Source organism: Halorhodospira sp. 9621 (assembly GCF_022228055.1).
In the GTDB taxonomy this organism is placed as follows: domain Bacteria; phylum Pseudomonadota; class Gammaproteobacteria; order Nitrococcales; family Halorhodospiraceae; genus Halorhodospira; species Halorhodospira halophila_A.
The window spans coordinates 38,773-57,891 of the sequence record NZ_JAJNRD010000009.1 but is presented as its reverse complement, the minus strand read 5'-3'; the positions used below and the strand labels follow the sequence as shown (position 1 = coordinate 57,891).

Genomic DNA, 19,119 nt, shown 5'->3' with positions numbered 1-19,119 from the left:
TGCGCCGGAACGTCGCGACAGGCCCGCAATCGAGGATCGCACCACCGTGGAAAACCCGACCCGGGACGATCGCAGCCTCGCCGTGCTCTACCGGGACGAGCGGCTGATCGCCGTCTACAAGCCCGCCGGGCTGCTGGTCCACCGCAGCAACATCGACCGCGACCGCGATGTGCTCCTGCAGCGCGTCCGCGATCAGCTCGGCGGTCACTGGGTCTACCCGGTTCACCGGCTCGATCGGGCCACCGCCGGGGTGCTGGTTCTCGGCCTCGATCCCGACGCCGCGTCCGTGCTCGCCGCCGCCTTCCGCGAGCAGCGCATCGGCAAGCGCTACCAGGCGGTGGTGCGCGGCTGGGTCGAGGCGCCCGGACGCATCGACCGCCCGCTGGGCGCCGGGCGCCGCGGCGAGGGGGGCGCACCGCAGCCGGCGGTCACCGACTACATCCCGCTGGCCTGGACGGAGCTGCCGATCCCGGTCTCGCGCTACGACACGGCGCGCTACACACGCCTGGAACTGCAGCCGCAGACCGGGCGGCAGCATCAGCTGCGCCGGCACATGAAGGCGTTCAGCCACCCGATCATCGGCGACACCACCCACGGCGACGGCGCCAACAACCGGCTCTTCCGCGAGCACTTCGGCGCCCGGCGGCTGATGCTCGTCGCCACCGAACTCACCGTCCCCCATCCCGGGGATGGCCGTACGGTGCGTCTGACCACCGAACCCGACGCCGAGCTGCAGGCGATCATCCGGCAGGCCGGGCTGGCGGCGGACCCCGACCCGGCCCCGGCCGGCGAGCGCGACTAGTCGGTCCCGAGCCGCTCGTGCAGGTAGCGCCGGCAACCCGCCGGGGTGGACAGGCGGTAGCTGTGCGCACCGGGGATCGGCACCCCGGCCGTGCGCTCCAGTGCTGCCTGGAAGCGCAGGAAGTCCACCGAGTCGATCCCCAGCTGGGCGTGCAGGCTGCGCTCGGCGTCCAGCCGACGCACGTCCGCCTCCGGCGCGATCTCCGCCAACGCCTCCTGCAGGGCCCGCTCGATGCGCGCCTCGGTCTGCTCCGCCACTGCCGATTCCTCCGCCGTCCGATACGGGCGCTGCACCCGGCGATGGCCTGCCGGCTGGCTTCCCTGTTGCCGGGACCGATAGACTGGCCCCGTGGTGCACTGCAGCGCCCGCAAAGATCCCGAGCCCGATGACCGTACGCAATCTCGAAAGCCTCTTCCAGCCCCGCTCCATCGCCCTGATCGGCGAGGCCAGCGACACCGATCGCCGCATCCTGCGCAACCTGCTCAGCGAGCCCTACCAGGGGCCGGTGATGCCGGTCATGGCGGGGATCGACTCCATGGGCGGTGTCCCGGTCTTCCCCGCGCTTGAACGCCTGCCGGCGGTGCCGGATCTGGCCGTCATCACCCGCCCGCTGGAGGTGGTGCCGGGGCTGATCACCGCCCTGGGCGAGCTGGGCACCCGTGCCGTGATCGTCACGCGCGCGGTCCCCCGGGACTACACCCAGGAGCAGCGCGAGGAACTCGAGCGCACCATCCTCGAGGCGGCGCGCCCCCATCTGGTCCGGGTGGCCGGGCCGGGGAGCAGCTGCATCAGCGTCCCCCACCGGGGCCTGCACGCCTCGTCGCTGCCCATCACACTGGCCAGCGGCAAGGCGGCGCTGGTCACCAAATCCTCGGCCATGGCCGGGGCCGCCCTGCGCTGGTGCCGCGAGAACGACTCGGGGCTGTCGCACATCATCCACATCGGCGCCGCCACCGACGTGGACCTGGGCGACAGCTTCGACTACCTGGCCACCGACCACCGCGCCCGCGCGGTGATCGTCTATATCGAGCGGGTGCGCCGGGCGCGCAAGTTCATGTCGGCCCTGCGGCGGCTGGCCCGCATGAAGCCGGTGATCATCCTCAAGCCGCCGCAGGTGGGCGAGGCGGAGATCGACGACTTCGTCTACGACGCGGCCTTCCGCCGTGCCGGCGTGGTGCGGGTGGACGATCTGGAGGAGCTGTTCAGCGCTGTCGAGATCCTCGACAGCAGCCGGGTGCCGGGCCGCGACGGGCCGCTGGCGATCCTCGGCAACAGCCGCAGCATGGGGCTGCTGGCCAGCAACGCCCTGCGCCGCTACGACAGCAGTCCGCAGCAGCTCTCCGCGGAGAGCAATGAGGCCCTGCAGGAGCTGGCCCGGCGCAACGCCAGCAGCCACAATCCCCTGGACATGGGCGTCGACGCCGACGCCGACGCCTACGATCGGGCCCTGGAGATCCTCGGCAAGGACCGGCGCATCAGCGGTATCCTGGCACTCAAGGCGCCGGGCGCCAGCGACGACGGCGAGGGCGTGGCCGAGGTGGTGGTCCGCCACGCCAAGCGGCTGCGCAAGCCGGTACTCGCCGCCTGGGACCCCTCCGCCGGAGAGGCCGGGTTGCGGCGGCTCGCGGCGGCGGTGCCGGCCTTCGCCTACCCCGAGGAGGCGGTGCGCGCCTACAGCCGGTTGCTTCAGTACCGGCGCAGTCAGACCCTGCTGATGCAGACGCCGCCCTCGTTGCCCGAGGATTTCACCCCGGACTACGAGCAGGCGCGGCTGATCCTGTCGGCGGCGCTGACCGCCGGCCGCGACCACCTCAATGAGTACCAGACGGCGCGGCTGCTCAGCGCCTACTGCATCCCCTGCGTGGAAACCCGCCGCGCCAACGACCCGGAGGACGCCGCCGCGGTGGCCGCCGAGCTGGATCAGCCGGTGGCGCTGAAACTGATGTCGCCGGAAGTGCAGCTCAAGTCCCAGGCCGGCGGCGTCGTCCTGGATCTGGGCAGCCCCGAGGCGGTGCGCGCCGAGGCCGAGGCGATGCTGGCGCGCCTGCACGAGCTTCGCGGCGACGACGTAGCCGTGGACGGCTTTGCCGTGCAGCCGATGACCCGCCGCGACGGGGCCTTCGAGCTGACCCTCGGCGTGCGCCCCGGCGGGCCCTTCGGGCCGGTGCTCTACTTCGGCCACGGCGGTACCGAGACCGAGGCCATCGCCGACTGGGCCTGCGGGCTGCCGCCGCTGAATATGCACCTGGCCCGGGAGATCATGCAGCGCACCCGGATCTACGGGCTGCTGGTGGACAGCGGGCTGCGCAAGCCGGATTTGGATGCGGTGGCGCTGAGCCTGGTCAAGCTCTCGCAGCTGGTCATCGATTTCGGCGCCGTGCAGTCGCTGGACATCAACCCGCTCTGGGCCACCGGCCGCGGGGTGCTGGCCCTGGACGCCGGGGTGGGCATCCAGCCCCAGCGCGGGGATCCGGCCGACTCGCTGTCCATCCGCCCCTACCCCCAGGAGCTCAGCGAGCGCATCGAACTGCCCGACGGCCAGTGCCTGAACCTGCGCCCGGTGCTGCCCGAGGACGCCCCGCAGCTCAACGCCATGGTCGAGCGCACGCCGCCGGAGCAGGTGCGCATGCGCTTCTTCCAGGCGCTGAAGAGCCTGCCCCAGGAGATGGCCGCGCGGCTGACGCAGATCGATTTCGACCGCGAGATGGCGCTGGTCATCACCCGCGACGGCATCGCCGGCCGGGCGCCGCTGCTGGGGATGGTCCACATCAGCGCCGATCCCGACCTGGAGCAGGCGGAGTACGACATCATGCTCGACCCCTCGGTGGCCGGCATGGGGCTGGGCCCGATGCTCATGCACCGGATCGTCGACTACGCCCGGCGCCGTGGCATCCGCGAGATCTACGGCGAGGTGCTGCGCGAGAACGAGCCGATGCTCAAGATCAATCAGGCCATGGGCTTTCGCATCGAGCCGAGCAGCGACGACCCGGGGCTGATGCACGTGACCCTGCGCCTGGACGGCGACGGCGCGTGACAAGCATATGCCCGATCCGTAATGTATGCCGGCATGCGGTGACCACCCCGAGCTGAAGGAGCCTCGCATGAGTCAGGAAGAGAATGCCCGGGTCAGCCTGGCCCACCTGCCGCTGCCGCTGTTTGCCGCCACCATGGGCCTGGCCGGCCTGGCCATGGTCTGGGAGGAGAGCCATAGCCTCTGGGGCTGGCCCGCCTGGGTAGCCGAGGCCGTGGTGGTGCTGGCGGTGATCAGCTTCGTCGCCATGGCCGCAGGCTATGCCCTCAAGGCGGCGCTACACCCATCGGCGGCGTGGGGCGAGGTCACCCACCCGGTGCGCCTCAACTTCCTGCCGGCGGTTTCCATCTCGCTGATCCTGCTGGGCATCGTGACCGAGTCGGAACCGCTGTCCACCGCCCTGTGGGGCAGCGGGGCGTTGCTGCACCTGATCCTGATGCTGGCCATCGTCACCAGTTGGATGCAGCGTCAGCTGGAGCTCGGCACCCTGAATCCGGTCTGGTTCATCCCGGCGGTGGGCAACGTCCTGGTGCCCATCCCGGCGGCGCAGGCCGGCTACATGGAGGTGGCCTGGTTCTTCTTCAGCATCGGGCTGTTCTTCTGGCTGATCCTGATGACCCTGGTGTACTACCGGCTGATCTTCGCGCCCAACCTGCCGGCGTTCCTGCTGCCCACACTCTTCGTGCTCCTGGCCCCGCCGGCGGCCGGCTACCTGGCCTGGGTGTCGCTGCTTGACGGCGGCGATCCCGGGGTGGTCGGTCGGCTGCTCTACTACAAGGCGTTGTTCACCTTTCTGCTGCTGCTCATCCAGGTGCCACGGCTCGTCCGCCTGCCGTACTACCCCTCCTGGTGGGCGTACACCTTCCCCCTGGCCGCCTTCTGCCTGGCCAGCCAGCACTTCGTGCAGGCTTACCAGACCGGCGGTGGCCGCGGCGTGATGCTGCTGGTGGTGCTGACCACGCTGGTCATCGCCGTGGTCTTCGTCGCCACCGTGATCAAGATGCTCAGCGGCAAACTGCTGCGCCCGGAATAGGGCGGGCCGAGCCAGGGCCCGGGTGGGATACCCCGGCGGCGAGTGGCTTCATTGCGCCGCCGGCCGGGCGTACCCTGAACTGCGGAGCAGCCCGCGCAGGGGACGACCGCCTTGGTCAAGCCGCTTTCCCACCATGAGATCCTCACCCGGGTGGCGCCGTTCAGCGAGGCCGGGTGGGCCGTGGATCTGGCCGCCAGCGACCGGGCCCACCGCGAGATCGCCTTTGAGCCGCGCAGCCACGAGGGGCTGGACGCCGCCGAGGGGCCGGTCACCGAGCAGCTGGTGCTCGCCGAGCGGGAGCCCGGGCTCTATCGGCTGAGCGCCACCTACACCGCCGCCGATGGCACCTGGGCCGGTCTCGCCCTTGATGGTGGGCGTCCCGCCGACCTGCTCGCGGGCCTGCAGGCCACGGAGCTGCGCCCCCGGCTGTTCATCCGCATCGCCGGTGTCTGTATCGGCCGCAGCTACTGGGCGAAAGCCTCCGAGGCCGACCCCGGTGACCCGCGGTGGCGGGCCGTGGGCGCCGAGGCGCGGCTGGCCGGGCGGCGCGTGGTGCTCGACGCCACCCCGGGTGCCGGCCTGCCGGCGCAAATCGAGATCACGCCCCACCCCGAGGGCGAGCCTGCGCTGCCCGAAGACCTGATCGCCGTCCTCGGCTGGGGTTGGCGGCCGCTGGTCTGGCGGCAGAAGGCGTGGCGCAGCACCCGGGCGCTGCCCCGGGAGGAGCCGCGCCGGCGGGCGGCCGTCGAGGCCCGGATCGAGCAGCTCGTCGCCCACCTGGCGGCGGTCTTCGCCGAGCCGCCGAGCGCCTTCCACCGGCGCTTCCGTCGCCGGCGCTGGGCGGTGGTGGGCCGCCGGCTGCTGCCGATGACCGTCTTCTTCCTGATCCTCGCCGCGGTGCCGCTGTTCGGCGTGGTGCTGCCCGAGGGCGAGATGCCGCCGTGGCTCCACGGTGTCCCGCCGCTGCTGGCCATCGGCGCGCTGCTCTTCTCCGGGACCGAGGTCCCGCTGGTGGACCGACCGCCGTTGCCGCGGCCGCTGACGGCGAGCACCTGGCACGGAGGGAGCGATGGCGGCTGATCCGATGAACATCCCGGCGGTCTCGGTGGCCGCCGCCCGGCAGGCGCTGATCGAGCAGTACGCCGACCCGATCCTACGCCGGCGGGCCACCATGCTGTGGGGCACCCGCGGCGTGGGCAAGTCCTCGGTGGTGGCGCAGGTGGCCGAGCACTTCGGGGTGCCTCTGGTCGACCTGCGCCTGACCACCATCGAGCCGGTGGACATCCGCGGGGCGATCTACGCCGATGAGCAGCAGCAGCGCACGGTGTGGTTCCCGCCGGAGTTCCTCCCCGGTGCCGACCAGCCGGAGGGAATCCTCTTCCTCGACGAGCTCACCGCCGCCGATCAGCGTCTGCAGATCTCTGCCTACTCGCTGATCCTCGATCGCAAGGTGGGGGCGTACCGGCTGCCCGACGGCTGGCAGGTGGTGGCGGCGGGCAATGCCCGCTTCCAGGGGGCGGTGAGCCACGACATGGGCACGGCGCTGGCCGATCGCATGTTCCACTTCAACGTGCAGACGGCCCTGGAGGCGTTCCTCGACTACGCCGCCGAGCGCGAGCTGGCCCCGGAGGTGATGGCCTTCCTGCGGGTGCGCGCCGACCGGCTCGACGACACCGCCACGCAGCTGGCCAACGACCACCTGGTCGGCGCCAGCCCGCGGGGCTGGGAGGATGTCTCTTCGGTGCTCCGGGCCGATCTGGGCGATGCCGTGCGGCGGCTGTTCGTGCAGGGGCGCATCGGGGCCGCCAACGCCGCTGAATTCTTCGGGGTGCTCGATGAGCTGCAGGCGGCTGCCGACGTCACCCGGCTGCTGGCCGCGCAACCCGGGCCGGAGACCGCGGCGCTGCTGCCCGAGAGCCTGGATGGCCTCTATGGCATGGTCTACGGCCTGGTGGCGGCGGTCACCGACGAGCCGACCCTTACCCGCGCCCTGGAGATCATCGAGCAGTTCCCGGAGATGCGCGGGCGCACGCCGCTGCCGGCGCGCGAGGCGCAGACCCTGGCCATGGAGTTGCTCTTCCAGCGCGGTCTGGCCTGGGGCCTGGAGGGGGCGATCCTGCACAGCGAGGCGTACCAGCGCTACATGGCCGAGCGCCGGGCCGATGGCGACTGAGCCCTACACCCACCGCGGCACGGCGGCGATTCGCGTGATGGTCGAGCAGGCCCCCGGTACCGGCGGGCTGGCCCTCTGGGCCCACCACCAGGATGTGGAGGCGGGCGACCTCGAGGCGCCGGTGGTCAACGACGGCCGCACCCTCTACTACGCACCGGCCTTTGCCGGACTGCCGCGGGCGCAGCAGGTGGGGTGGGTGGCCCACGAGGTGCTCCATGTGGCCCTTCGCCATGCGCAGCGCCGGGAGGCCCTGGCGGGGGTCCTCGGCGATGTCGATCCGGCGCTGTTCAACCACTGTGCAGACGCCCTGGTGAACACCACCCTTGGCCACCTGGACTGGCTGGAACTGCCCGCCGGGGCGGTGACCCTGGAGCGGGTGCTCCGCGAGGTCCTGCCGGATGACGCCGCCACCCCCGAGCGCGCGCTGCTCGAGTGGGACGTGGAGCGCCTCTACCGCGCCGTGGACGATCGGCGCGGGGGCAGCAGCGAGGACCGGGGCCGGGCCGGGCAGCAGGGCGGGGCGGCGAGCTCGGGCCGGCGCGATGGCGCCACCGGGCGCAGCGATGGGCCGCGGGCAGCGCGGCTGCGCCAGCTGGCTGCCGGCGCCGAGGCCGATCTGTTGCCCGCCGAGGGCGAAGCGCCGGAGGTGGCCGCGGAGCGGGCCCGCGCCTGGTCCGAGCGGCTGCTGCGGGCGCACGCCGATGACGGCGCCTTCTCCATGCTGCGCGGGCTGCTGGCCGATCGGCCGACGCCGCGTACGCCCTGGGAGCACATCCTGCGCACCCGCCTGGCCCGCGGGCTGGCGCGGCTCCCGGAGCGCTCCTGGTCGCGCCCGGCGCGCTCGTGGCTGGCCAACCGCGGCCGCACCGCCGGCGGACGGCGCATGCCCTGGGAGCCGGGGGTGGTTACGGCGCGGCGGGTGCCGCGGCTGGCGCTGGTGGTGGACGCCTCCGGGTCCATCGACGACGCCCTGCTGGAGCGCTTCGCCAGCGAGCTGACGGCCATCACCCGGCGCAGCGAGGCGCAGCTGGTGGTGATCGTTGGCGACGACCGGGTGCGCCGGGTGGTGCACCTGGCCCCGGGCGACTCGCCGCGAGCCGAGCTCACCTTCCACGGCGGGGGCGGGACGGATTTCACCCCGCTGCTCGAGGAGGCGGACCGGCATGCGCCGGATCAGGCGGTGGTGCTCACCGATCTGCAGGGGCCGGCGCGCTTTCGCCCACCATGGCCGCTGCTGTGGGTGGTGCCGCCGGCCTGGGCCGATGCCGAGCCGCCCTGGGGCGAGCGGCTGGTGCTGGCCGATGTGCCCGCCGGCGGCGCTAGCGCGGCAGCAGCCGCTCCATGAAATCGGCGTTGCGGAACCACATCAGGGTGGGGGCCTCCGCCTCCGGCACCTCCTCCTGGGTGAGGATCAGGTGCTCGTCGCGGTCCCAGACGAGCCAGGTGAAGGCGTCCTCGATCCGCCGGTCCGGCTCGCCGAGAGCTTCGCGCAGGCGCTCGTGGTTGGCGTCGTGCTCGGCCGGGTCGAGGACGACGTTCACTGCGGCCAGGGCGTTGTCGCTGTCGAAGAACAGCGCCAGGTAGTCGGCGGCGTAATCGTCGGCGCGACTGACCGGGGCGAAGCAGACCCGCTCGCCGGTCTCCAGGCCGGTCTCGTCATCGGTGCACTCGAATTCCACCTTCTCCAGCCGGTCCTCCAGCTCCTCGCGCGGCGTCTCGGCGGTGAGTTCGGTCAGGCGCAGATCCGCCTCCTGGGCCGGGCGCAGATGCTCGCGGGCGAAGGCCAGTACGACCATGATGATGACGAACATCACCAGGGCGGAGATCAGCATGCGCATGGGTCGATGATCCTCCTCGCGGGTGTGGCGACGGCCGACAGCGGAGGCGCGGCCGAGAGAGCGCGCCAGCGCTGGCGGCTCAGGGTACCTGCCCCGTCATTGGCGGCGCCAGCTTTTGAGGTTACGTTACGTGGGTGTCTCGCCGTGACCCCGGGGAGGGGGCCGATGCTCGTCAGTGCCGTGACCGGTCTGGGCGCCGTGCTGCTGCTGATGACCGCCGTGTGGGCGTACAGCCTGCGAACCGGCGACGCCAGTCTGGTGGACCGTTTCTGGGGCGCCGGTTTCGTGCTCCTGGCGCTGCTCTACCAGGCGCTGGCCGGGTTCCCGGCCCACGGCTGGTGGATCGTCGCCCTGGTGGCGCTGTGGGGCGGGCGGCTCAGCCTTTATCTGACCTGGCGCAGCTGGGGAGCGGGCGAGGACGCCCGTTACGCCGCGCTGCGCCGATCCGGCGGGCCCGGCTGGGCCCGGCGCAGCCTGGTGACGGTGTTCGGCCTCCAGGCAGTGGTGCTGTGGCTGGCGGCGGCGCCGCTGCTCCACGCCATCGCCCGGGGCGATGCCGAGGCGTGGACGGCACCGCTGGGGCTGGTCGCCGCGGCGGTCTTCCTCGTCGGCTGGCTCTACGAGACGGTGGCCGACGCCCAGCTGGCCCGCTTCCGGGCCGATCCGCGCAACGCCCGCGCCGTCTGCGACCGCGGCCTGTGGCGCTACAGCCGCCACCCCAACTACTTCGGCGAGATCCTGGTGGCCTGGGGGCTGTGGGGGCTGGCCGCCGCCGCCGGCGGCTGGTGGACGGTCTTCGCCCCGCTGCTGATGACCGGGCTGCTGCTGCGGGTCTCCGGGGTGCCGCTGCTCGAGGCGCACCTGCGCGATACCCGGCGCGACTACGCCGACTACGCCGCCGCGCGCAATGCCATCGTCCCCGGCCCGCCGCGGCCGGCCGACCGGGGGTCCGGCCATGACTGAACGGCAGCGGATCGGCTGGCGCGAGTGGGTGGCGCTGCCGGAGCTGGATATCCACCGGCTCAAGGCCAAGGTGGACACTGGGGCGCGGACCTCGGCGCTGCACACCTTCGCCATCGAGCCCTTTGAGCGCGACGGGCGGACCTGGGTGCGCTTCGGTATCCACCCCCGTCAGCGCTCCTCCGAGCCGGAGCTCTGGTGCCAGGCCCCGGTGGCGGATCGCCGGGTGGTGGCCGACTCCGGCGGCCACCGGGAGTCGCGCTGGGTGATCGCGACCCTGCTCGAACTCGGTGGAATCCGCTGGCGGGCGGAACTCACCCTGACCGATCGGGACACCATGCGCTTTCGCATGCTGCTCGGCCGAACGGCCATGGCCGGCCGTTTCGTGGTCGACCCCGAAGCCTCCTACCTGACTGGGCGGGCCGCGCTCCGCCCCCGTGTCACCGCGACCCGATGAGGAGACGCTGAAACCGTATGAAGATCGCCGTGCTCTCGCGCAACTCGCGGCTTTACTCCACGCGCCGACTGGTGGAGGCGGCGCAGAGCCGCGGGCATCAGATCCGCGTGATCGATCCCCTGCGCTGCTACATGAACATCGCCACCAGCAACCCGGAGATCCACTACAAGGGGCAGAAGCTCGAGCCCTACGATGCGGTGATCCCGCGCATCGGGGCCTCGGTCACCTTCTACGGCACGGCGGTCCTGCGGCAGTTCGAGATGCTCGGCACCTATCCGCTCAACGAGTCCCAGGGCATCAGCCGCTCGCGGGACAAGCTGCGCTCCATGCAGCTGCTCTCCCGCGAGGGGGTGGGGATGCCGGCGACCGGGTTCGCCCACTCCCCGGACGATACCGACGACCTGATGCAGCTCGTCGGCGGCTCGCCGGTGGTGATCAAGCTCCTCGAGGGGACCCAGGGCATCGGTGTGGTGCTGGCCGAGACGCGCAAGGCCGCCTCCAGCGTCATACAGGCTCTGCGCGGGCTCAAGGCGCACTTCCTGGTCCAGGAGTTCATCGAGGAGGCCGGCGGCGCCGATATCCGCTGCCTGGTGGTTGGCGGCAAGGTGGTGGCCGCCATGAAGCGCCAGGGCAAAGAGGGCGAGTTCCGCTCCAACCTCCACCGCGGCGGCAGTGCCAGCCTGGTGCGCATCTCGCCCAAGGAGCGGGCCACGGCGGTGAAGGCCGCCAAGGTGCTGGGCCTGAACGTCTGCGGTGTGGATATACTGCGGGCCAACAGCGGTCCGGTGATCATGGAGGTCAACTCCTCGCCGGGTCTGGAGGGCATCGAGACCGCCACGGGCAAGGATGTCGCCGGAATGATCATCGAGTTTATCGAGCGCAACCGCAAGCCGGGCAAGACCGGGACCAAGGGCCGGAGGGGCTGATGGCCCGGCGGCGCTCCCCGTTCGTCATCAGCGAGCAGGCCGTGCCTCCGGGGGAGCGGCGCACGGTGCAGCTGGACGTGGCGCAGCTCTACACCCACACCCCGGTGGGCATGCCGGTGCATGTGGTCCACGGCCGCCGCGATGGCCCCACACTGTGCCTGAGTGCGGCCATCCACGGCGATGAGATCAACGGCATCGAGATCATCCGCCGGGTGCTGGCCCTGCCGCAGCTGCGCCGGATGCGCGGTACGCTGCTGGCGGTGCCCATCGTCAACGTCTTCGGCGTGCTGGCGCAGACCCGCTACCTGCCCGACCGGCGCGATCTCAACCGCTCCTTCCCCGGCAGCGCCGGCGGCTCGCTGGCCGCGCGGCTGGCCCATCTGTTCATGAGCCAGGTCCTCGAGCGGGCCTCCCACGCTATCGATCTGCACACCGGTACCGCGCACCGCACCAACCTGCCGCAGATCCGCGCCAACCTCGATGACCCGGGTACCCTCGATCTGGCCCGGGCCTTCTCGGCGCCGGTGATCATCAACTCGGACCTGCGCGACGGCTCGCTGCGCCACGCCGCCGACGAGCGCGGCATCCCGGTGCTCCTGTATGAGGCTGGCGAGGCGCTGCGCTTCGACGAGGACTGCATCCGCCTGGGCGTGCGCGGGATCACCGGGGCGATGCGCGAGCTGGGCATGCTCCCCCGAGTCAAGCGCAAGTATCCGCCGCGCCGTCCGGTGCAGGTGGAGAACACCCGCTGGGTGCGGGCCGAGAGCAGCGGTATCCTGCGCACCACGGTGCAGTTGGGCCAGCGGGTGCGCCGCGGCGAGCAGCTGGGGCTGATCTCCGACCCTTTCGGCGATGGCGAGACGCAGGCGCTGGCGGCCTTCGACGGCATCGTCATCGGCCGCACCAACCTGCCGCTGGTCCACGAAGGCGACGCGCTGTTCCACGTCGCGCGGGTGCGCCACCCGGACCGTGCCTCCGAGGTGGTCGAGGAACTGGCAGAGCTGGACGCCGAGGAGGATGAACCATCGTGAGGCGTGCAGGCATCAGGAGGGAGACCGGATTCGATGAGTGAAGCGAAGGGGACGGCGGCCGGGGGGCACCACGCTGGCGGCTTGCCCCTGTCCGAGGCGCGGCGGCGCATCCTCGACGAGGTCGCCCCGCTGATCGGGCAGGAGCGGGTCGCCCTGGGCAATGCCCTGGGGCGCGTGCTGGCGGAGAACATCCACGCCCCGCTGGATGTGCCCGGGGCCGACAATGCCGCCATGGACGGCTATGCGGTGCGCAGCGTCGATGTGCCCGGCGAGGGGGCGGTGCCCCTGCGCGAGGTGGGCTGCGTGCTGGCCGGGCAGGCGCGCCAGCAGCCGCTGGGCGCCGGTGAGTGCGTGCGCATCATGACCGGCGCGCCGGTGCCACCCGGCGCCGACGCCGTGGTCATGCAGGAGCAGGTCGAGCGCATGGAGGGGGCGGAGGTTGTCGTGCCCGGACCGGTCGCCGCCGGCACCAACATCCGCCGTGCCGGCGAGGACCTGGCCGCCGGCAGCGTGGCGCTCGGCGCCGGACGGCGCCTGCGACCGCAGGAGGTGGGGGTGCTCGGCTCCCTGGGCTGTGTCGAGGTGGCGGTCCACCGGCGTCCGGTGGTTGCCTTCCTCTCCACCGGCGATGAGCTCTGCGCCCCGGGCCAGACCCCGGGGCCGGGGCAGATCCACGACAGCAACCGCCACCTGATCGGCGCCGCGCTGCGCCGGCTCGGTGTCGAGGCCCTGGACGCCGGCGTCATCGGCGACGACGTGGGGGCGCTCAAGGCGGCCCTGAGCGAACTCGGCTGCTACGCCGATGCGGTGATCACCACCGGCGGGGTCTCGGTGGGCGAGGCGGATACGGTCAAGGATGCCGTCGACTGCGCCGGCGACGTGGCCTTCTGGCGGGTGGCCGTGCGGCCGGGGCGGCCCCTGGCCTTCGGCCGCGTCGGCCAGTCGGTCTTCTTCGGCCTGCCGGGCAATCCGGTCTCGGCGGCGGCCACGTTCTACCAGCTGGTCCAGCCGGCCCTGCGCCGGCTGATGGGCGAGGCCGGCACCTTGCAGCCGGTCCAGCTGCCGGTGATCGCCGCCGAGCGCCTGCGCAAGCGCCCCGGGCGCACCGAATTCCAGCGCGGCATCCTCGAGCCCGGCGCCGACGGTGCCGTGCAGGTGCGCTCCACCGGGGCCCAGGGTTCGGGGATGCTGACCTCGCTGGTCCACGCCGATTGCCTGATCGTCCTCGAGGCGGAGCGGGGCGACGTGGCGGCGGGGGAGACCGTGCAGGTACAGCCCCTTGAGGGGCTGCAGCGCTAGCCGGCCTTGGCGATGGCGCCGCCCGCTGCCGATGCCCGGATCACCGGCGTCGTCCTGGCTGGGGGCAGCGGCCGGCGCATGGGCGGCCGCGACAAGGGGCTGGTGCCGCTGGCCGGACGGCCGCTGGCCGCTCATGTGCTGACCCGACTGGCCCCGCAGGTGGCGGCCATGCGCATCAACGCCAACCGCCACGCGGCGCGCTACCGGGCCCTGGGGGTACCGGTGGACGGCGACCGCCCCCCGGGCGGGCTGGGGCCGCTGGCGGGTATGGCCAGCGCCCTGGCCTGCGCGCGGACGGAGCGCGTGCTGGTGGTCCCCTGCGATGCACCGTTGTTGCCCCATGATCTGGCGGCGCGGCTCACCGATGCCCTGGAGGCCGCCGACGCCGAGCTGGCGGTGGCCCGGCTGGAGGGTCGGTTGCAGCCAGTCTTCGCGCTGCTCAAGCGCCGCCTGTGCGCCGATCTCGACGCCGCCCTGGCCGCCGGCGAGCGCCGCGTCCACGGCTGGCTGGCGCGCCACCGGGTGGCCGCGGCGGACTTCGACGATCAGGCGGCGGCACTGGTCAACATCAACACCCCGGAGGCGCTGGCGCGGGTGGCGCAGCGCCTGGACGCGGCGGCGGAGTGACCGGGCCGGCGGGCTGCGGCGCGGCGCCGCAGCGTGTACCATCGTCGGCTTCCAGCGATGCGGGATGGCTCTATGGTGAACGAATCCGACGCCTCCGGGCCGGCGCTCCGGGCCGAGGGGCTGCTCAAGCGCTACGGCGGGACGACGGTGGTCGATGGCATCGATCTGCATGTCCCCCGCGGCGAGTGCTTCGGGCTGCTCGGACCTAACGGCGCCGGCAAGACCACCACGCTGCGCATGATCCTCGGCGTCACGCCGCCGGATGGCGGCACCCTGGAGGTCCTCGGCGAGCCGGTGCCGGCGCGCGCCCGGGCGATGCGCGCGCGCATGGGGGTGGTGCCGCAGATCGACAACCTCGATCCGGACTTCACCGTCCGCGAGAACCTCTTCACCTACGCCAGCTACCACGGCCTCGGCCGCGAGGCCGCGCGGCCCCGGGTGGACGAGCTGCTCGCCTTCGCCGCCCTGGAGGGCAAGGCGGATGCGCCCATCGCCTCACTCAGCGGCGGCATGAAACGCCGCCTGACCCTGGCCCGGGCGCTGGTCAACGACCCGGATCTGGTGGTCCTCGATGAGCCTTCCACCGGGCTCGACCCCCAGGCGCGGCAGAACATCTGGCAGAAGCTGCGGGCGCTGCAGAAGCAGGGACGGACCCTGGTGATCACCACCCACTACATGGAGGAGGCCGAGCGCCTCTGTGACCGGCTGGCGATCATGGACCACGGCCGGATCATCGACTGCGACAGCCCGGCGGCGCTGGCGCGCAGCCACCTGGAGCGCTACGTGGTGGAGCTGCGCGGCGACGAGGCGCGGGCCTGGCTCGGTCGGGCGGGGCTTTCCGGTGCGGCGCGGGTGCGTGAGGTGGGCGAGACGGTGCTGCTCTACGCCGACGACCCGGCACCGGTGGCCGGCGCCCTGCACGAGCAGGGGCTGACCTACCTGCAGCGCCCGACCAACCTCGAGGACGTCTTCCTGCACCTGACCGGCCACGAGCTGAGGGAGTGACCATGAGCGAACGCGTGGAGATCGCCTCGGAGGAGGCGGATCCGCCCTCCGAGCGCGACCGCTGGCTGCCGCGCCCGAGCGTGCGCTTCATCCCGGTCTGGCGCCGCAATTTCCGCGTCTGGCGCCGACTGATCTGGCCGTCGCTGCTGGGCCACTTCGGCGAGCCGGTGCTCTACCTGCTGGCCTTCGGCTACGGGCTCGGGGCGCTGATCGGCGATCTCGACTCCGGGATGCCGTACATCGTCTTCATCGCCTCGGGCATCGTCTGCTCCAGCGCCATGTTCACCTCCAGCTTCGAGGCGCTGTACTCCGCCTACACGCGCATGGAGACCCAGCAGACCTGGGCGGCGATGCTCGGTGCGCCGCTGTCGGTGGACGACATCGTCCTCGGCGAGGCGGTGTGGGCGGCGAGCAAGTCGCTACTCAGCGCCGGGGCCATCGGCATCGTCGCCGTGGCCCTGGGCATCCTCAGTCTGCCGGGCATGCTGTTGGCGCTGCCGGTGGTCTTCCTCGCCGCCCTGGCCTTCGCCAGCATGGCGCTGATCATCACCGCGCTGTCGCCGAGCTACGACTTCTTCCTCTACTACTTCACGCTGGTCCTGACGCCGATGCTGCTCCTCTCCGGGGTCTTTTTCCCCATCGAGCAGCTGCCGGCGCTGGTCGCCGGGCTGGCCTACCTGCTGCCGCTGGCGCACATGGTCGAGGTGGTCCGGCCGCTGGCGGTGGGCGAGGGCCTGGCCCCGGGCGCGCTGCTCCACCTGGTGGTGCCGCTGGGCTACATCGCGGCCGCCTTCACGGTGGCCTCGTACCTCTTCCGCCGCCGCCTGATCCGCTGAACCGGCCGGGCGGCCGCCGCCGGCTCAGCCCGGCGGCGGCTCGCCGCCGGGCGGTGGCCCCACCAGCCGCTGCGCCTCGGCCAGGGCCTGGCGGACCCGCCGCAGGTCCCCGCCGGCGATGGCCTCCTCGGCCTCGGCCAGGCTGCGGGCCACGGCGGCCAGGTCGCACTGGTCGCCGGCCCGACGGGGCGGGCGCACCGCGCCGCCCGCCGGGCGGCGTGGGCGGAGCTGGGGGATCCGCCGGCCCAGGCGCTGCAGGAGGATGCGGGCGCGGGCCTCGTCGGGGTGGTCGCCGGCGAGCTCGGCGACACTGCGGCTGAGCGCCTCCAAGCGCTGCCCGGCGGCGCGGGCCGGATCCTCCTGACCCTCGATTTCGGTGAGCAGCTGCTCCAGCTGCAGGCGGGTGCGGGTGGCGTCGCCGCCGTGGTTGCGCGGCTGCTGCATCAGGGCGGCCTGGGTGGCCTGGCGGAAGCGTTCGCTGAGTGCCGGCGGCCGTGGCTCGTCCAGTTCCCGCCAGCGGGCCATCAGTGCCCGGCGGCGGGTGTGGTAGCCGGGCCACCAGCCGCCCTCGGCGAGGCCGGTCATGGCGTTGGCCAGCGAGGCGGCGGCGCCCGTGGCCGGTGCCGGATCGTCCTGGTCGGCGGCGGGGGCCGCGTCGGTCTCTGTGGTGGCGGTGTGCCCCTCGGTGGTGGGCGGTGCCGGCGGGTTCAGGCGCCGCTCGGCGGCCTCGGCCACCTCCGGGGCCAGACTGCGCGCGCGTTCGGTCAGGTCGCGCAGGATTTTGGGGTCGGAGAGCTGCTCGACGGCGTGCAGCCGGGTCTCGGGGTCGTCGTCGTGGAGGGCCACCTCCCGGAGCACCGGCGCCTGGTCCAGGTGGGCGAGGGCGGCGCGGCGCACCGCCGGGGTGCGGCCCTGCTGGGCGATGTGTGCGGCCACCGTGGGGTCGTCGCAGTGGCGCAGCTCGGCGGTTACCGCTTCCGGGGCGGCGTCGCCTACCAGCCGCTGGCGGTAGCGGACCGTGGCGGCCGTGCGCACGCTGGCGTCGGGGTCGTCGCGCCGCAGCCGGCGCAGGGTGGCCAGGTCGCTGCAGCGCTTGGCGGCGGCCTCACGCACCGGCGGGGCCGGGTCGTCGATCAGGGCGGCCAGGGCCTCGGCGGTCTCCGGCTGGTTGGGATCGAGGTCCATAGCGGCGCGACGACGGGTGGCCGGGTCCGGGTGACGCCAGCGCGGGCCGAAGAGTCCGGAGAGCGTTCGCCAGTGGGCCATGAAGCGGTTGCCGGGGCGTGAGTGAGACTCTGATTCTAGCACCCGGGGCGGGTGGGATCGGAGCCACAAAAAACCCCCGATACCCGCAGGCGGGTACCGGGGGCGGTTGCGGGCGCCCGCAGGCGCCGGTTCTAGACCTGCTGGCTGAGCTTGATCAGGCGGCGCTCGTGGCGCAGCCCGATGAGCAGGCTCAGGCAGATGAGCAGCAGGATCACGGTGAACGGCAGTCCGGCCGAAACGGCCCCTGCCTGCAGGGCGCTGAGCGCGGCGTCACCGCCGACGAACAGCAGCACACCGGCGATCAGGCCCTCGAGCACCACCCAGTAGACGCGCTGGGCGTCCGGGGCGTCGGTCTTGCCGCCGGCGGTGATGCTGTCGATGACCAGCGAACCGGAGTCCGACGAGGTCACGAAGAAGACCAGCACCAGGAAGACCGCCACCGAGGCGGTGAGCAGGGTCCAGGGCAGCTGCTCGAGCATGTGGAACAGGGCCATGGACTCGTCGGCGCCGATGCCGTCGGCCAGCGCGCCGATGCCCTCGATGGCCTGCTGCAGGCCCACACCGCCGAAGGCGCTCATCCAGAAGACGGTCACCACCGTGGGCACGATCAGCACCGCGGTCATGAACTCGCGCACGGTGCGCCCGCGGGAGACCCGGGCGATGAACATGCCGACGAACGGCGACCAGCTGATCCACCACGCCCAGTAGAACGCCGTCCAGCCGTGGAGGAAGGTCTCGTCCTCGCGGCCGACCGGGTTGGAGAGGGCGAAGAAGTCGCCGGCGTAGGCGGCGGTGGTGTGCCAGAGCTGGGTGACGAAGGCGATGGCGCCACCGGCGATGATCACGAAGAGCATCAGCAGCCCGGCCAGGCTGATGTTCAGGTTGCTGAGCAGCTTGATGCCGCCGTCGATGCCGCGCAGCACCGAGATCAGCGCCGCCACCGTAACGCCGATGATGATGGCGACCTGGGTGGCCAGGGTATCGGGGACGGCCTCGAAGACGTAGCTCAGGCCGCTGGCCGCCTGCTGGGCGCCGAAGCCCAGGGAGGTGGCCAGGCCGAAGATGGTGGCCAGCACCGCCACAGTGTCGATGATGTGGCCCAGCGGCCCCCACACCCGCTCACCGAGCAGGGGGTAGAAGACCGAGCGCACGGTCAGCGGTAACCCCTTGTTGTAGGTGAAGAACGCCAGGGCCAGGGCCATGACACCGTAGATGGCCCACGGGTGCAGGCCCCAATGGTACATGGTGGCACCCATGGCCGCCTTCGCCGCCTCATCGGTACCGCCCTCGATGTTGAACGGCGAGCCGAACCACTCGGTGTAGTAGCCCACCGGCTCGGCCACCGCCCAGAACATCAGGCCGATGCCCATGCCGGCGGCAAAGAGCATGGCGAACCAGGACAGTCGCGAGAAATCCGGCTTGGCGTCCTGTCCGCCGATGCGGATGCTGCCCAGCGGCAGGATGATCAGCAGCAGGCAGAAGAGGACGAAGATGTTGCCGGCGGTGAGGAAGAACCAGTCGAAGTTGCTGGTGGCCCAGCCGCGGACGCCCTCCAGGGCCTCCTGGGCGGGGGCGGTGAAGATCAGGGTGCCGATGAGGAAGACGAAGATGAGCGCGGAGCTGACGATGAAGACCGGGTTGTGCAGATCCAGAGCCAGCCCGATGGGCCGGATCTCCGGGGTGATGTTCTGCTCGCCGATCTCGTGCTCGGTCTCGTACGCCTGTTCGAGCTCCTCAATCTCCTTCTTCACCTCTTTGGGGTTGGTATTCTCGGGATCGGTCACGGGTGAAGCTCCCTGTGGCTGACGGGACCCGCACGGCGGGATGTCGCAGTG

General features: G+C 72.3%; 18 protein-coding genes. 14 read left to right on the top strand and 4 right to left on the bottom strand.

The window, feature by feature from the left end; translation table 11 throughout:
• The first annotated feature begins 46 nt into the window (after positions 1-46).
• Positions 47-802, top strand: a complete 756-nt coding sequence (locus LRF89_RS06365; protein WP_238636774.1) for a pseudouridine synthase — start codon at positions 47-49, stop codon at positions 800-802.
• On the opposite strand, the gene LRF89_RS06360 is transcribed toward LRF89_RS06365, so the two are convergent.
• The gene (locus LRF89_RS06360) at positions 799-1,059 is read right to left on the bottom strand and encodes an acyl carrier protein (protein ID WP_238636773.1); all 261 of its coding nucleotides are present in this window, start codon (positions 1,057-1,059) and stop codon (positions 799-801) included. The genes LRF89_RS06365 and LRF89_RS06360 overlap by 4 nt on opposite strands.
• Before the next feature lie 128 nt (positions 1,060-1,187).
• On the opposite strand from LRF89_RS06360, the gene LRF89_RS06355 reads away from it, so the two are divergent.
• From LRF89_RS06355 to LRF89_RS06335, 5 genes are all read left to right on the top strand, one after another.
• Positions 1,188-3,836: a bifunctional acetate--CoA ligase family protein/GNAT family N-acetyltransferase gene (locus LRF89_RS06355; RefSeq protein ID WP_238633066.1), complete on the top strand. Its 2,649-nt coding sequence runs from the start codon at positions 1,188-1,190 to the stop codon at positions 3,834-3,836.
• Positions 3,837-3,903: 67 nt separating this feature from the next.
• Entirely contained in the window at positions 3,904-4,866 is a 963-nt protein-coding gene (locus tag LRF89_RS06350) for an SLAC1 anion channel family protein (protein ID WP_238636772.1), read from the top strand.
• A 111-nt stretch (positions 4,867-4,977) separates the two neighbouring features.
• The gene (locus LRF89_RS06345) at positions 4,978-5,946 is read left to right on the top strand and encodes a hypothetical protein (protein ID WP_201242852.1); all 969 of its coding nucleotides are present in this window, start codon (positions 4,978-4,980) and stop codon (positions 5,944-5,946) included.
• Positions 5,936-7,039 (top strand): AAA family ATPase, encoded by a 1,104-nt coding sequence (locus tag LRF89_RS06340; protein WP_201242854.1) that lies wholly within the window; start codon positions 5,936-5,938, stop codon positions 7,037-7,039. The genes LRF89_RS06345 and LRF89_RS06340 overlap by 11 nt, the downstream gene beginning before the upstream one ends.
• A complete protein-coding gene (locus LRF89_RS06335; RefSeq protein WP_238636771.1) occupies positions 7,029-8,384 on the top strand; it encodes a DUF2201 family putative metallopeptidase in 1,356 nt (451 codons plus the stop codon). The genes LRF89_RS06340 and LRF89_RS06335 overlap by 11 nt, the downstream gene beginning before the upstream one ends.
• On the opposite strand, the gene LRF89_RS06330 is transcribed toward LRF89_RS06335, so the two are convergent.
• Positions 8,359-8,877, bottom strand: a complete 519-nt coding sequence (locus tag LRF89_RS06330; protein ID WP_238635526.1) for a hypothetical protein — start codon at positions 8,875-8,877, stop codon at positions 8,359-8,361. The two genes, LRF89_RS06335 and LRF89_RS06330, sit on opposite strands and share 26 nt — an antisense overlap.
• 165 nt (positions 8,878-9,042) lie before the next feature.
• Between LRF89_RS06330 and LRF89_RS06325 the strand changes: the two genes are divergently transcribed.
• From LRF89_RS06325 to LRF89_RS06290, 8 genes are all read left to right on the top strand, one after another.
• Entirely contained in the window at positions 9,043-9,840 is a 798-nt protein-coding gene (locus tag LRF89_RS06325) for a DUF1295 domain-containing protein (protein ID WP_201168016.1), read from the top strand.
• Positions 9,833-10,294 (top strand): ATP-dependent zinc protease family protein, encoded by a 462-nt coding sequence (locus LRF89_RS06320; protein WP_201168013.1) that lies wholly within the window; start codon positions 9,833-9,835, stop codon positions 10,292-10,294. Before LRF89_RS06325 ends, LRF89_RS06320 begins: the two co-directional genes overlap by 8 nt.
• A 17-nt stretch (positions 10,295-10,311) precedes the next feature.
• Positions 10,312-11,220 (top strand): 30S ribosomal protein S6--L-glutamate ligase, encoded by a 909-nt coding sequence (rimK, locus tag LRF89_RS06315; protein WP_201168010.1) that lies wholly within the window; start codon positions 10,312-10,314, stop codon positions 11,218-11,220.
• Positions 11,220-12,251 carry a succinylglutamate desuccinylase/aspartoacylase family protein gene (locus LRF89_RS06310; RefSeq protein ID WP_238635525.1) on the top strand — a complete coding sequence of 344 codons (1,032 nt, stop codon included), beginning with the start codon at positions 11,220-11,222 and terminating at the stop codon, positions 12,249-12,251. Before rimK ends, LRF89_RS06310 begins: the two co-directional genes overlap by 1 nt.
• A gap of 33 nt (positions 12,252-12,284) precedes the next feature.
• Positions 12,285-13,550, top strand: a complete 1,266-nt coding sequence (gene moeA / locus LRF89_RS06305) for a molybdopterin molybdotransferase MoeA (RefSeq protein WP_238635524.1) — start codon at positions 12,285-12,287, stop codon at positions 13,548-13,550.
• A 12-nt stretch (positions 13,551-13,562) separates the two neighbouring features.
• Positions 13,563-14,177, top strand: coding sequence for a molybdenum cofactor guanylyltransferase MobA (mobA, locus tag LRF89_RS06300; protein ID WP_238633076.1), 615 nt, complete (start codon positions 13,563-13,565; stop codon positions 14,175-14,177).
• 72 nt (positions 14,178-14,249) lie between these two features.
• On the top strand, positions 14,250-15,182 hold the full coding sequence (locus tag LRF89_RS06295) for an ATP-binding cassette domain-containing protein (RefSeq protein WP_238633077.1): 933 nt from the start codon (positions 14,250-14,252) through the stop codon (positions 15,180-15,182).
• A gap of 2 nt (positions 15,183-15,184) precedes the next feature.
• Positions 15,185-16,018, top strand: a complete 834-nt coding sequence (locus LRF89_RS06290; RefSeq protein ID WP_238636770.1) for an ABC transporter permease — start codon at positions 15,185-15,187, stop codon at positions 16,016-16,018.
• Positions 16,019-16,042: 24 nt separating this feature from the next.
• Here LRF89_RS06290 and LRF89_RS06285 read toward each other — a convergent pair whose 3' ends face one another.
• Positions 16,043-17,284 carry a hypothetical protein gene (locus LRF89_RS06285; RefSeq protein WP_238636769.1) on the bottom strand — a complete coding sequence of 414 codons (1,242 nt, stop codon included), beginning with the start codon at positions 17,282-17,284 and terminating at the stop codon, positions 16,043-16,045.
• Positions 17,285-17,415: 131 nt separating this feature from the next.
• Positions 17,416-19,068, bottom strand: coding sequence for a BCCT family transporter (locus tag LRF89_RS06280; protein ID WP_238636768.1), 1,653 nt, complete (start codon positions 19,066-19,068; stop codon positions 17,416-17,418).
• Positions 19,069-19,119 lie beyond the last annotated feature (51 nt).